Origin of the sequence: Neorhizobium huautlense (assembly GCF_002968575.1) — a bacterium.
GTDB classification, from domain to species: Bacteria; Pseudomonadota; Alphaproteobacteria; order Rhizobiales; family Rhizobiaceae; genus Neorhizobium; species Neorhizobium huautlense.
Genome location: NZ_PVBM01000002.1, coordinates 333,603 through 346,071, shown reverse-complemented (window position 1 = coordinate 346,071; position 12,469 = coordinate 333,603). Strand labels below are relative to the sequence as shown.

Genomic DNA, 12,469 nt, shown 5'->3' with positions numbered 1-12,469 from the left:
GGCAGTCTAAATTTTTACGGCAAATAAAGAGTTAACTTCTGATGCCGATGAGGGACTGAGGCAGCAGCCCGCTGCTCCTGCGCCTGTCCCGAACTGGTTTGTTCTTGAGAAAATCGGTGAGACCGGCTCCTGCGAATATCGTCAGTCCAGCATGACCCGCTGCAAGCCAGCGCGCGATCCGGATTTCCTGCGCCGCGGTCGCTGCATCCACGATAATGAAGTCCAGAGCCGGAAGTACTTCCTGTCCCGGACTAACCACAATGATCTCATGCCATGGCGCATGGCGGGCAAAGTGCTCTCGCAATACCCTCAGGCGGGCAATGTCCTCGCCGGCAATACCGATCCGGTAACTCTTTTCGAGGAAAGTCAGGAGCGCAGGAAGGAAGGTGGTTGCCGAAAACCGTTCAGGCGCAGACCTCTCGCATATTCCGCTCGCCAACATCCCGAAAACACGGCCGCCACTCGGTAACATCAGACGATGGCCGAGCTCGCTTCGGTAGGCCGGATCGATGAGCTGGCGCAAGAAGCTGCGACCATCGAGAAAGGCAAGTGCAGTCCGGTTGCCTCGCAACGAGACTATCCCTTCGACAAGGCTGAGCGCTGCGTCCCAGCCAAGGTCACACACCTGCAGCCCGAGCAGGTTCCCGGGCCGAGGCGATATCTGGAATTCTCCCGATGCGTTCATTACTGCGCTCAACAATGGGAAGGCCAATCTCTTCCAACGTTAAACAGAGCGCTCTGAACCCACCTTTAAATTGATCGCTAAAATGCGAGAGATCCGTGCGTTTTCGGGAATCGTGGAACAAAAAAGCCGGCATGTCGGCCGGCTTCTTCTTCAATAATTTTAACCGAATTGGCTAATGGCCCGCAGATTTCGGCTCCTCGACCTTCACCCCTTCGACAATCTTCTTGCCGGGATTTGGGTTCTTGTTGCCACGGGAGGCGTTGTTGCGGATGTCTTCTTTAGAAAGGTAGTCGAGTTGCTCGACCAGCACTTCCGCCACAAGGCCATCACCCAGTCTCTTGTTCAGGTCGTCCTTGATCGTCGAACGAAATTTTTCGAGTTCGAAGGCGCCCGGTTTGCTGAGATCGACCATCTTGTTGCCGATCAGCAGCGTAAAAAGCTCGTCGGTGGTCAGCTCCGTCATTGGAAGCTTAACGCCCTTGATCTTCTCCTTGTCCATCATGAACGAGACACGGCTGAGGAAGTAGCCGCTTATCGCTCCCTCCGAAATGACCGGAATGGTGATCGATTCGCCCCGGACCAGTTCGAGAAGTTCCTTCTTCCTGGCTTCCTCGTCGACCGGCGCAGGCGCAGCCGACATCTGCACAGAGAAATACACCGCCCCGAGCGTGACGATGCAGACCCATAGACCGGTAAGAAGGAGTTTGACCATCAGACTTCGCCGTAGGTGAACTGTTCCTGAGTGTAGGTGCCGTCGCCATCCGCATCGCGCGCCGCATTCTTCAGGAGATCAGCAACCGTCCGCACCGCATGCAGATGCGCCTCGACCCGCCGCGCGTTCAGCGCCAGCTTGGCTTTCAATCCATGCATCTGGTCGATGTAGCCGATCGCAAGTTCTCTCGGATCCGTGCCGCGGAACAGCATCGTCAGCTCGTAAAGGCAGCGGCTCTTGTGAGCATTCGACACCTTGAGGTCGAATTCGGGATCACGACCGATCCGCTGATTCTCGTTGTCGATTATCATTTCCAACCGGCCAAGCACGGTCTTGATGCGATAATCATTCGAAACGACTTCCATATCTTCTGCCCCAGTCTGATTCATTGTCAGGCCTCGTTCGTCTTGCCGACGCCGAGAACCTCACGTTCGAAATCCGTAATCATGCTCATTGCGCGGCTCCGGTCATTTTCGTCGGTGGTCGCGTTTACCGCGCCCTGCCGCTCAGCCCGGTCGAGCGCCTGCGAATACATCTGTTCGGCAATGCCGATGCCGCCCTTCTGGGACATCTCGTCGGCGATCTTTTCCGCCATCATGCTCTTCCAGAATTCACCGGCAGAGCCCTTGCCGTAAACCTCTTCGGTTTCCTTCGGCAGCATGGAATTTACGAAGTTCTGCAGAATGGAGGCTTCGAACTTGCGATATTCGTCGGGCATCTCGGCCGCACGCTTCGGCGCTTCGGCATTCCCGAGACCGGCTTCAGTGGCCGGCGTATCGATCATCTTCATGGCCGCGCCGAAACCCTTGCCAACTTCCGCCAGGCTGGTCGCGGCGAAAGCCGCCTTGTTCGCCTTCAGTTTGGCCTGGGCTTCTTGCACGGCAGTCGGGTCCGCGGCACGTACGACGTCCAGGACCAGGTCGGTCGGAGGTGAAATCGCCACGCGAGCTCCTTTCGTAACGCCACGAGACGCATTCCAGGAACGCGCTCATCGACGGCTGCAATTTGAAACGGTGCAGTATCCCGTCCGAACCGAATTCGTGCCGGGTCATCTGCGTCATGAGGAGACTATGGCTCTCGAAGCTTGCTGGAGGCTGGCGCCTATTTGATCATCTGCGAGCCGAGGGTGATCTCGATGAGTTCATAAATGGAGTTGTCGGCGGCTTCGCGATCCTCATGATCGCGCGCATCCTTCATATTGTCTTGCAGGCGGTCCGCCTTGGTCCGCTCCTTCAGCACCTTCATTTCCTGAAGCTGCTGGACGCCAGCAAGCTGGCGCTCCTTGGTTGTCAGGCGCCCAAAGCGCTCGGCATATTGCTGCGAGAACTGACGGTGGATCGGATGCATGGACCCGATCGCGTCGATCACTTCTTCCATGGACTGATTGACCTCCGCGCGATGCCGAGTGGTCGCAGCGAGTTCATGTTCCGCCATCTTCTCGATATGCCGCTGGACCGCCACAAGGCGCTTGAGCTTTTCGGAACGCTTCACTGGACCGGCCATGCCGCTCTCCTAGAAAGACAGGAAGATCGGCGCAAACCCATCCGCGTATTGCCGGATGAGAGCCGCGATCGACAGATAGAGAAGGAAAAGCCCGCCCATGAGAAGGAAGGGCGTCGAGATGAAATACACCGGGATCTGCGGCGCAAGCTTGTTGACGAGACCGACCGCCACGTTGAACATCAGGCCATAGATCAGAAATGGGCTTGCCAGCCTCAGCATGATTATGGTCGAGGCGCGCAGGGTGTCGGTCAGCGTGATCAGCATCTTTTGCGAATCAATGACCGCGCCGACGGGCGTAGCCGTATAGGAGTCGATCAGCGCGCGGAACACCACGTGGTGGAAGTCCATCATGAACAGTAAGAGGAGACCGCTCAGCGTCAGCAGGTTCGTGAGCTGGTTTTCGTTCGTGTCTTCCAGGACATCATGCCCCCCTGGTGCCGTAAAGCCGATCGCCATGGTCAGGATCGAGCCCGTGAACTGCATGCCGAGCGTATAAAGCCGGGCAATCAACCCGTAAACGATGCCGACCATCGCCTCCGTGAAGATCAGCCCGATGAAAGTTGCACTGGGGGATGAGGCTTTCGGATAGATCGTATCCCACAGGACCGGCAACATCGCCATGGACAGGGCGACGGCTGCAAACAGTCGCACCTGAGGCGGCACGCGCGCGCTTCCAAAGCCCGGAAGTACCATGACGCACCCACCCATTCGGCAGAATGCCAGAAAAAGTGCGAGTATGGTCCCTTGCGGGTCGGTTATCATCTGAGAATCGTCCTTTGCGGACAGTCTAAGGGTTTTCGAGACGGAATAAAACGTTCCGCCTCGAAACGCTTCCTCACGAAATGGCGCCGAGGATCTTGATCTCAAGCCCCTTGGCGAGCTCCACATGGGAGAGGACCGGCAAGGTGGCGAACAGCCGCTCGATGATCATGCGCACATAGGAACGGGTCTCCGGCGAGGTGACGAGGACAAACGGCAGGCCGCGGTCCATGAATTCGCGGATGACCTTCGTGGCCTGCTCGCTAAACTCTTCGAGCGTTCGCGGATCGATATCGAATTCGATAACCTCGCCCTTGTTATCGCGCTTGAGCGCTTGATGGAAGAGCATGTCCCACTTGTTGCCGAGCCGGAGCACGCGCAACACGCCATTGTCTGCAAGATCGCCGCACAGTTGCTGCGCCATGCGCACGCGTACGTGCTCCACGATCTGCTCGGTCTTTCGGACGTGCGGTGCAAGTTCCGCCACGGCTTCGAGAATGAGATGAAGGTTGCGGATCGACACGCGTTCGGCCAGCAACAGTTTGAGCACCGCCTGGAGGCCCGAATAGGACATATGCGACGAACAGATCTCGTCGGCGAGCTTCTTGTATTCCGGATCGAGACGCTCGATCAGGATCTTGACGTCCTTATAGGACAGAAGCTGCGGCAGATTGTTGCGGATGACCTCCGACAGATGCGTCAGCACGACCGAGACGTTGTCGATCGGGTGGAAGCCTTCGCGTTTCAGGTCTTCTGCAAAAGTTTCCAGGATCGAAACCGCCGGCATGCCGAAGGCTGGTTCGCGGATTTCGTCCCCCGGAATGCTCGGCTTGCGGCCCGATCCGGTAACCACCAGGACGTCGCCGACACGCAGCGTGTTTGAAGCGATCGTCGTACCGTGAATGCGGATGCCATAGGACTTTTCCGGTATGGCGATATCGTCGGTAACCTTGATCTCCGGGACCACGAAACCATACTGGGTGGCGAACTTCTTGCGCATCTTGCCGACGCGGAAGGCGAGTTCCTGATGGGCACCGAGGAGACGCGTGGAAACCTGCTTGCCGAGGGCGAGCTCGATTTCCGCAGTCTTGAGGACCGACTTGACGGAATCCTTCTCCGCTTCCTTGGTCTGGACAACCTTCTTCTCCTCGTCTTCACGACGAGCCTTGTTTTCCGCCTCGATGCGCCGCGGCACGAGCCAGGCGCCGAAGCCCATAAGAGCACCGAGCGTCATGAATGGCAAAAGCGGCAGGCCGGGAACAATGGCGAGAAGCGCCATAAGGCCGGCAGACACTGAAAGAGCGCGCGGATAACCAGCCAGCTGATCGACGACGGCCTTGTCGGTCGATCCTGCCGTACCGCCGCGGGTGACCAGAAGGCCTGCTGCAAGCGAAACGATGAGTGCCGGGATCTGGGATACGATACCGTCGCCAACCGACAGCTTGACGAAAACGTCCGCCGCCTCGCCGATTTCCATCCCGTGGCGGAAGTAGCCGATGATGACGCCGCCGAAAATATTGATCGCGGTGATGATGAGACCGGCGATCGCATCGCCGCGCACAAATTTGGACGCACCGTCCATGGCACCGAAGAAGGAGCTTTCTTCCTCGAGCTCCGAGCGGCGGCGCTGCGCCTCTTTTTCATCAATGATGCCCGCCGACAGGTCAGCGTCGATCGACATCTGCTTGCCGGGAATGGCGTCGAGGGTGAAGCGGGCGCCGACTTCCGCGATACGGGTAGCACCCTTGGTGATGACGATGAAGTTCACCGTTACCAGGATCATGAAGACGATCACGCCGATGACGAAATCGCCCGACATGACGAGGCTGGAGAACCCCTGGATGACATTGCCTGCCGCCCCGTGGCCTTCATGCCCATGTGAGAGGATCACGCGCGTCGTCGCGATATTCAGCGACAAACGCACCATGGTGGCGATCAGCAAGATGGTCGGGAAGGAGGAGAAATCCAACGGCCGCTGGATCCACAGCGAGACCATCAGGATCAGCACCGAGAAGGCGATCGAAAATGCCAGCCCCACGTCGATCAGGAACGGCGGTATCGGCAGGAACAGGATACAGAGGATGGCGACGATGCCGAGAGCAAAGCCGACATCGCGGCCGCTCGGGGTTACCTTCGGAATGGATAAAGCAGGTGGTTGCGCCATGGAGGTCCCGTCTCTTCATGAGATGGCGGCAGGACATGCTCCTGCCAGTTTCACGTCATGACTAAACGGCGAAGCTTGCGCGAAGGTGGGGCGGCAAACCGAAAGCGGATGCAGCCGGTCAGAAACCGGACTGGACCCTCGAAAAAACCAGATTGGCAAAAAGATTGATCTGGCTACCGATGAATGGCGCGGTGATGCCGATCGTTACCAGGATGGCAACGATCTTCGGTACGAATGTCAGCGTCATTTCCTGGATCTGCGTCAGTGCCTGGAGAAAGGCGATCGCCACACCCACGACCATGGCTACCAGCACGGCCGGACCGGAGGCGATCAGGACCGTCCAGATAGCCGCCTGCATGATATCAAGGGCATCCGCCTCATTCATCGCGCTCGTCCGATTCGCGTGTGACTCGATCAGCTACTTTTATCGGTATCGTCGTTATCCGTCGAGCCGTCGGTCGTATCCTTGGTGCCGGCCGTCAATGGCGTGTCGGAAAACACGACGCCGGCCTGGAGCAGGATCTTTTCGTTCTTGTCGGTGATGGCAACGACGCCATCTGCGTAGACTTCGACTTCCTTGACCTTGCCGGTCATCGTGTCGTCGGCGCTCTTGACATATTTGCCGATGAGGTCGGTGGCGCGGGTCAGGGCTTCCGCCTGAAGCATGCTCTTCAGGTGGGTATTCGTCTGGATCGACTGTTCGACCTGCGAGAACGTTGCGAGCTGGGCGATCTGTTCGCTCGCATCCATCGGATCGGTCGGATCCTGATACTTCATCTGCGCAATTAGGAGCTGCAGGAAGTTGTTGTAGTTGAGGCTGGCCTTATCGGAGGCATTTGTCGACGAACCCGCATTCGCCCAAGGATTGGCGGTTGCCGAGGAAATTGGATCTACCGCCATGGCGCGATCTCCTTGCGGATGCGTTCGACGGTTGCCGGCGCGATTTCCTGATTGTTCAGAATGCGGTCTTCCACCGGATAGAGGGCGCGGATCGCTTTGAGTGCATCGAAGGCGCGGCCTGACGCGACCATGCCGTCAATCCGCTTCAGTTCCGCCAACACCTCATCGTCATGGAAGCAGGTCAGCAGCATGGCCACCGATTTGCGGAACAGCGTCATCGACTGCTCCTTGCCTTCGGGGTTGATCAGCATCATCTGAGCTATGAAGTAGAGCTGCCTGAGCGGCGTGGTCGCATCCTCCGGCTGAAGAACGTGGTTTTCCAGCAAGAACGTGACGTCGTTGAGGAATTCCAGCGCGACCTTTCGATCAACGCGCAGCACGGCGCCGTTGATGAAGATCCTTTCGCCGGACTTCAGAGAGATGCGAAGCGTACTTTTCATTTAAGTCCATCCCTGATGATGGTGGTCACGTCTATAATGCCCTGGAAATTCGTCGACTCGCGTTTCCGGATCTTTTCGCATTCCTTCAATATCCAGATAGCGATAGAGATCAGGTCGGCGCGCAGTTCCGTCGCCAATTCGTTGTCCGGTTGTTTCAGGTCCTCAATGAACCTGATCCACACACGCCGGGTATAAAAGAGAGCCTCGACCGTCGTGCGCGTATAATGCCCATCGTCGCGGGCCGCCGCCAACAATTCGATCGAACGATCGAGGGCCTGCCGTTCACGATCCTTGGCGTTTGCAACGCCATCCTCCATGATCTCGGCATATGAAAACTGGTACATTCATGTATCCTTCTTCATGAGCCTTCCTTTAGTCATCAAAGGAAGTTGGCAAGGCTCAACTGCTGTATCTTTGCCGTTACCGTATATGCGGTTTCCAGAAGCGTCTTCAGTGCGTTGAGACGAGTTGCAGCTTCCTCCGGATCGACATTCTCGAGGCCGATCAGGCCTTTCGTCAGAATATCTTTCTGCGCCTGCAACCTTTCCTCAGCCTTGGAGACGCGTTCGGTATAAATACCGATTGTAGTCCGCTGCTGGTTAATACTATCTACACCGTTCATCGCTTCGCTGATGACAGACCGTGTCCGCGCGCCAACCGCCTGGCGGGCCTTGTCGTCCATGTTCGGCTGCAGCAGCTCCAGCGACACGATGGAGGCGAAGGCGAACTTGCGCATGCCTGCCTTATTGGCGTTGGTGGAGCTTTCCACCACTTCGCTCTGGCTGATGCGGCTCTTCATGTTTTCGTCGCTGGCGTCCGAGAAAAAGGTCGTCCAGAAATCCTGGCCGGCAAGAGCCAGCGGATGCGGCGGGCTGGTGAGTGGAGCGGTGCCATCGAACTTCTTCCCGAGGTCGTCGAGGAAGGTATTCATCTCGGTCTCTGTCATGACCGACAGGCTCGCGATGCCGTTTGTCGTCATGTAGTGGTTCAGCTCGGTATCGAATGCCGCCTTGGCGGGCGATCCTGCTGCGAAATAATCCTCCATCGGCTTCACGTCGGTGTTGATGCCGGCAAAGATATACTCACCCTGGACCGAGGTATTCGCAAAATTGGTGAAGGCGTCGAGGGCGGACTGCATGGTCGTGCGGGCCGTGGCGAGGCTCGTCGCGTCCGTGGAGTTGCCAAGGGTCAGAATTGCGCCCTGGATATCGAGCCCCAGCTCGTTCATCTTCGACAGGGCCAGTTCGGCGCTTTCCAGCCGCTGAGTGGCGAGCGCTGCCGTGTTGTAGAGCGATTCGATGCGGGTGATGTCGCGAGACAGATCGAGGGCGCGGGACGTATTGGCTCCCAGCGCGACGCCGAGATCCGCATGCTTCTGCGTGACGGCTTCCTGGTTCGCTTTCACCATCTCGCGCTGGACGCCTGAAATGGCGTTTCGCATGGTCGTCTGAATGGACAAAGTGGAAATGAAAGAGGTCTTCATGATCAGCTCGCAATATCCAACAGGGCCTGCATCATCTCGTCGACCGTCGCCATCAGCTTGGTGCCGGCCTTGTAAGACTGTTCGATATCAAGCAGCAGCGACAGTTCCTCGTCGAGACTGACGCCCGTGCTGCTGGAATAGGCCTCCAACGTGCGGGTCAAAAGTGCGGTCTTGGTCTCATCGGAGGCCGTTGCTGTACTGCGAAGTTGTTCCAACCAACCCATGGAATCTGCGGCGAAGGAAAGAAGGTCCGGAGCGTCCGCGATTTCCGTGTTGGTATCGAAGGTCAACGGTCCTTCGAGGCTTTCATTATACTTGTCCAACAGGTCGGCGTAGCTGCTGCCGCCGCTGGTGTTGACAACGTAAGCAACGCCGTTGATGCCGCCATCACGCAGTTTGTCGGGTGTGCCCGCAGGAGGAACGACGATCGGATTGACGAAAATTCGCGATGCGATCCCCGAGACGATGGTGCCTGCAGCCGGAATGGCGGTCTGCTGAACCCCGGCACTATCCCTATAAGTGAAGAGACCGGTCTGAGGAACAAGGGCGCCGGTTGGCCCGGTCTCGGCAAAAACGGTGATCAGTCCCCTTGCGATTTCGTCAAGTTGGCACTGGAATATCGGGGCGACCGTGTCGCGGACCTGCATCAGCGCCTGGAGCGATCCTTTGGCTGTTGTATTGCCGGACACACCCGGCTTCAGCGCCACTCCGTCGATATAGACGCCGTTTCCGACCGTGGAGGCATCGAAAGCCGCGGTCGCCTGGAAGGTAACCTTGCGGGGCACGGCCTCGAACAGCGTCACGCCTGCCGAGGTGTAGAGCACCATGTCGTTGTCGCCGCGGACGTAGGAGGTTACGCCGACGATTTCGGAAATCTTCTTGAGAAGCCCATCGCGCTCATCGAGAGCGTCGTTTGCGTCAGCGCCGCTCGCGGTCGCGTTCTTGACCTGATTGTTGACCGCCTCGAACTTGGCAAGCAAAGCGTTCAGCGTATCGACGTCCTGCTTGATCTGGTCGTCGGCGTCCTTGCGAATCTGCTGAAGCTTGTCGGCCGCGGTGTTCAGACCGTTCGCAAGATCCTGCGCGGTGGAAATGACGGCGCCACCCAGGCCGGTATCGTTTGCCTTGGAGGCAAACGCGTCCAAATTGTTACGAAACGCGGTAATGAGTTTGGCGGGGGAAATCTCGTTGTCGTTGCCCCCCATCAGGTTCTTGATCTCGGTGAGACCAGCCAGAAGTGTCGCCTGGCCGCTTGCAACTGAAGAGCTCTCGATCGTCTGGCGCAGGAGCGGAGAGTTCTGGGCCCGAACGATCTCGTCGATCACCGCCCCGTTGCCGCCGGTCACGACCACCGCGGAGCGGCGGACGTAATCCGGGTTCTGTGCATTGGCAATGTTCTTCGACACCACACCGGACTGCGTGCCGGAGTTGGTGAAGATGGACTGCGCCGTGGACAATGCTGATGCAAGCGACATTTTTTACTAACCTCTTGAGACTTATTCTCTCGATCGTCCCGTCCGGTTATCTCTTCAGGTTGATGAGGACGTCCATCAAGTCTGAGCCGGTCTGAAATACTTTGGAGTTCGCCGTGTAGACGCGCTGCGATTCGATCATCTCGGTGAGCTCGCTGGCGATATCGACGTTGGAGCTTTCCAGAGCACCAGAATAAACCTGGCCGAAAGAGCCGCTTTGCGGGAAGCCAATGGTGACGACGCCGGAGTCATTGGTCGGCAGATAAACGTTGCCGTTCTGAGGCAGCATCTTGTCAATCGCCGGAACCGTGGCCAAAGCGACCTGGTAGATCGGGCGACGGCCCCCATCCTGATAGACCGCCGTGACAAGACCATCACCACCAATCTCGACGTCTGTGATCGGGCTCGGCGCATTGCCGTCGATGATGCCCTTGCCAGGCGTGAAGTCGCTGGCAAACTGCGTCATGTCGGACATATCGATATTGATTGTTTGCGCCGGGGTCGCACCATCGTTGGGATCGGTGATGGTGAGGGATGTAGGCGAGGCCGGTGCAGTCGTCTTCAGCTTGTTGGTGTTCGGATCGAACACCAACGTCACCGTCTGCTGCACGAGCGTCGGAGCCGTTGCGGTAGCTGCGTATGGGAAGCCGCCGTTCGTAGACTGATCCTGACGATAGACGCTGACTTCCCAGGTATTGGTAGCGGTCTTGGTGTAGTAGAAATCGTACAGGACCTTGGCACCGGCATGATCATAGGCGGTGAGCGAGCTCTTGTTGGTTATGACCGCGGTGGCGGTGTTCGCGCTTGGACGATTTGCAACGACGGCGACCGCGTCGGCTTCCTTGTCCAGGTTGGCCGGGAAGCTGCCCTGGCTGGATGGCGAAGAAACCAGACCAAAGTCATTGATGTTGATCGCTTCGAGACCATTGAAGCCGTTGACGACAGCGGCCGGCGGGTTCGAGCCGTAGGGATAGCCCATCAGCTGATAACCGGCAGTGTTGACGAGGTAGCCGTTGGCATCCTTCTGGAAGGCGCCGGCGCGGGTCAGATAGGGAGAGCCATTCTGGTCGCTGACGATGAAGAAGCCTTCGCCCTGGATGGCAAGATCGGTGTTCGACGTTGTGTACTGGATACCGCCCTGTTCGGCGATGCTGTAGCGGACATTGGTTTCCACACCGCCCGACGAATAGGAACCCTGGGTGGAGGGCAGAACCAACGAAGAGAATGCCGTTGATGCACGCTTGTAACCGGCTGTGCTCGAATTGGCGATGTTATCGCCTACCGTGCCGAGGCGATTGGCCTGGGCATTCATACCAGAGACGGCCGTTTTCATCGTGCCGAAAATGCTCATAGGAAATCTCCGCTTTATCTGATGGAGAGAGTAGGATGCGGGCCTTGCGTGAAGCTGTCTGCTTTCCGTGTCCGCTGAAAATAAGCGGCAAGGCCCTTCTGAAATATCAGTTCCAGTCGATGCAATAGCCAAGGAAACGCTTGGAATCGACCGGATCGAAGCCGAGCTTCTTACGCAGTTTCTTGCGCAGCTTGCTGATATGGCTTTCGACGACGTTCTCTTCGACTTCCTCGTCGAAGATGCCGTAGATGGCATTGAAAATCTGCGTCTTGGAAACACGCCGGCCACGGTTGGAGACCAGGTATTCCAGAATGCGCCGCTCGCGGCGCGGAAGTGCGAAAACTTCGCCTTCGATTTCCGGGTCACGACCATCGGAGAATACCCGGATGGGACCGATATCGGTGAAGTTCGCGATTGCCTTCAGACGACGGCGGATTGCTGCCGCACGTGCCAGGATTTCGCGGGGATGGACCGGCTTACGCACCACGTCATCGACGCCGCTATCGAAGAAGGCAAGGGTTGCTTCCAGGGACGGAGCGTCGCTGACTGCGATCACCGGCGCCATGGACCGGTCCCGGATTGCCCGCGGCAGTTCAAGCGTCCGCTCGCCCTGACCGATCAGAAAGGCCTCGACCGCCGCGATGTCCGCATCAGCTGCCGTATTGACCCATTCGCCGAATTCTTTTGGATCAAACCCCGTGGACGGAATTCCTTCGCGTCCAAAAAGAGAAGTGTATCCGTCTTTCACGAGCTCACGCTCATCAACCACTACGATCATTCGCCGCCTCCGAATCAGTTGTGGTACCTCGATTGACCTATGGGTACGAATCGCGGGAATCGGAGACAAGCTGTGTGAAATTAACCAAACAAATTAATAGTTGATTAACCATTGGCGTGCGATTTGCACTAGATATAGTGGGTAGGCACTTTTGCGGCACAAATTTTTAGTGGAAAAATTAACACCTCTTCAAGAAGTGCTTGCGCTGCCATTTTCGCCATA

15 protein-coding genes are annotated in these 12,469 nt (G+C 57.5%); all 15 read right to left on the bottom strand.

Translation table 11 applies throughout. The features are described 5' to 3' along the window. Window positions 1–31 precede the first annotated feature (31 nt). Window positions 32–685 carry a hypothetical protein gene (locus C5L12_RS03865; RefSeq protein WP_105370682.1) on the bottom strand — a complete coding sequence of 218 codons (654 nt, stop codon included), beginning with the start codon at window positions 683–685 and terminating at the stop codon, window positions 32–34. A 172-nt stretch (window positions 686–857) separates the two neighbouring features. Continuing rightward, entirely contained in the window at window positions 858–1,397 is a 540-nt protein-coding gene (locus tag C5L12_RS03860; RefSeq protein WP_105370681.1) for a hypothetical protein, read from the bottom strand. After that, entirely contained in the window at window positions 1,397–1,762 is a 366-nt protein-coding gene (locus C5L12_RS03855) for a hypothetical protein (protein ID WP_105370736.1), read from the bottom strand. Before C5L12_RS03855 ends, C5L12_RS03860 begins: the two co-directional genes overlap by 1 nt. A gap of 26 nt (window positions 1,763–1,788) precedes the next feature. Next, window positions 1,789–2,340, bottom strand: coding sequence for a rod-binding protein (locus tag C5L12_RS03850; RefSeq protein WP_105370680.1), 552 nt, complete (start codon window positions 2,338–2,340; stop codon window positions 1,789–1,791). A 158-nt stretch (window positions 2,341–2,498) separates the two neighbouring features. Continuing rightward, on the bottom strand, window positions 2,499–2,900 hold the full coding sequence (locus C5L12_RS03845; RefSeq protein WP_105370679.1) for a hypothetical protein: 402 nt from the start codon (window positions 2,898–2,900) through the stop codon (window positions 2,499–2,501). 9 nt (window positions 2,901–2,909) lie between these two features. Next, window positions 2,910–3,662 carry a flagellar biosynthetic protein FliR gene (gene fliR / locus C5L12_RS03840; RefSeq protein WP_105370678.1) on the bottom strand — a complete coding sequence of 251 codons (753 nt, stop codon included), beginning with the start codon at window positions 3,660–3,662 and terminating at the stop codon, window positions 2,910–2,912. 73 nt (window positions 3,663–3,735) lie between these two features. Continuing rightward, entirely contained in the window at window positions 3,736–5,823 is a 2,088-nt protein-coding gene (gene flhA / locus C5L12_RS03835) for a flagellar biosynthesis protein FlhA (protein WP_105370677.1), read from the bottom strand. 118 nt (window positions 5,824–5,941) lie between these two features. Beyond that, window positions 5,942–6,208, bottom strand: a complete 267-nt coding sequence (fliQ, locus tag C5L12_RS03830) for a flagellar biosynthesis protein FliQ (RefSeq protein ID WP_105370676.1) — start codon at window positions 6,206–6,208, stop codon at window positions 5,942–5,944. 29 nt (window positions 6,209–6,237) lie between these two features. Next, window positions 6,238–6,723, bottom strand: coding sequence for a flagellar hook assembly protein FlgD (gene flgD, locus C5L12_RS03825; protein WP_105370675.1), 486 nt, complete (start codon window positions 6,721–6,723; stop codon window positions 6,238–6,240). Further along, complete coding sequence (gene flbT, locus C5L12_RS03820) at window positions 6,714–7,163, bottom strand: flagellar biosynthesis repressor FlbT (RefSeq protein WP_105370674.1); 450 nt, start codon at window positions 7,161–7,163, stop codon at window positions 6,714–6,716. Before flbT ends, flgD begins: the two co-directional genes overlap by 10 nt. Further along, window positions 7,160–7,507 carry a flagellar biosynthesis regulator FlaF gene (gene flaF / locus C5L12_RS03815; protein ID WP_105370673.1) on the bottom strand — a complete coding sequence of 116 codons (348 nt, stop codon included), beginning with the start codon at window positions 7,505–7,507 and terminating at the stop codon, window positions 7,160–7,162. Before flaF ends, flbT begins: the two co-directional genes overlap by 4 nt. 35 nt (window positions 7,508–7,542) lie before the next feature. Further along, window positions 7,543–8,646 carry a flagellar hook-associated family protein gene (locus C5L12_RS03810; protein WP_105370672.1) on the bottom strand — a complete coding sequence of 368 codons (1,104 nt, stop codon included), beginning with the start codon at window positions 8,644–8,646 and terminating at the stop codon, window positions 7,543–7,545. Between the two features lie 2 nt (window positions 8,647–8,648). Then, window positions 8,649–10,121, bottom strand: a complete 1,473-nt coding sequence (gene flgK / locus C5L12_RS03805) for a flagellar hook-associated protein FlgK (protein WP_105370671.1) — start codon at window positions 10,119–10,121, stop codon at window positions 8,649–8,651. Between the two features lie 46 nt (window positions 10,122–10,167). After that, window positions 10,168–11,469 (bottom strand): flagellar hook protein FlgE, encoded by a 1,302-nt coding sequence (locus C5L12_RS03800; protein ID WP_105370670.1) that lies wholly within the window; start codon window positions 11,467–11,469, stop codon window positions 10,168–10,170. A 106-nt stretch (window positions 11,470–11,575) separates the two neighbouring features. Further along, complete coding sequence (gene rem / locus C5L12_RS03795) at window positions 11,576–12,247, bottom strand: transcriptional activator Rem (RefSeq protein WP_105370669.1); 672 nt, start codon at window positions 12,245–12,247, stop codon at window positions 11,576–11,578. Between the last annotated feature and the right edge of the window lie 222 nt (window positions 12,248–12,469).

Excerpts from the sequence above, each read along its gene's own strand:
- C5L12_RS03865 (WP_105370682.1), bottom strand. The coding sequence starts at position 685 with ATGAACGCATCGGGAGAATTCCAGATATCGCCTCGGCCCGGGAACCTG.
- C5L12_RS03860 (WP_105370681.1), bottom strand. The coding sequence starts at position 1,397 with ATGGTCAAACTCCTTCTTACCGGTCTATGGGTCTGCATCGTCACGCTC.
- C5L12_RS03855 (WP_105370736.1), bottom strand. The coding sequence starts at position 1,762 with ATGGAAGTCGTTTCGAATGATTATCGCATCAAGACCGTGCTTGGCCGG.
- C5L12_RS03845 (WP_105370679.1), bottom strand. The coding sequence starts at position 2,900 with ATGGCCGGTCCAGTGAAGCGTTCCGAAAAGCTCAAGCGCCTTGTGGCG.
- fliR (WP_105370678.1), bottom strand. The coding sequence starts at position 3,662 with ATGATAACCGACCCGCAAGGGACCATACTCGCACTTTTTCTGGCATTC.
- flhA (WP_105370677.1), bottom strand. The coding sequence starts at position 5,823 with ATGGCGCAACCACCTGCTTTATCCATTCCGAAGGTAACCCCGAGCGGC.
- fliQ (WP_105370676.1), bottom strand. The coding sequence starts at position 6,208 with ATGAATGAGGCGGATGCCCTTGATATCATGCAGGCGGCTATCTGGACG.
- flgD (WP_105370675.1), bottom strand. The coding sequence starts at position 6,723 with ATGGCGGTAGATCCAATTTCCTCGGCAACCGCCAATCCTTGGGCGAAT.
- flbT (WP_105370674.1), bottom strand. The coding sequence starts at position 7,163 with ATGAAAAGTACGCTTCGCATCTCTCTGAAGTCCGGCGAAAGGATCTTC.
- flaF (WP_105370673.1), bottom strand. The coding sequence starts at position 7,507 with ATGTACCAGTTTTCATATGCCGAGATCATGGAGGATGGCGTTGCAAAC.
- C5L12_RS03810 (WP_105370672.1), bottom strand. The coding sequence starts at position 8,646 with ATGAAGACCTCTTTCATTTCCACTTTGTCCATTCAGACGACCATGCGA.
- flgK (WP_105370671.1), bottom strand. The coding sequence starts at position 10,121 with ATGTCGCTTGCATCAGCATTGTCCACGGCGCAGTCCATCTTCACCAAC.
- C5L12_RS03800 (WP_105370670.1), bottom strand. The coding sequence starts at position 11,469 with ATGAGCATTTTCGGCACGATGAAAACGGCCGTCTCTGGTATGAATGCC.
- rem (WP_105370669.1), bottom strand. The coding sequence starts at position 12,247 with ATGATCGTAGTGGTTGATGAGCGTGAGCTCGTGAAAGACGGATACACT.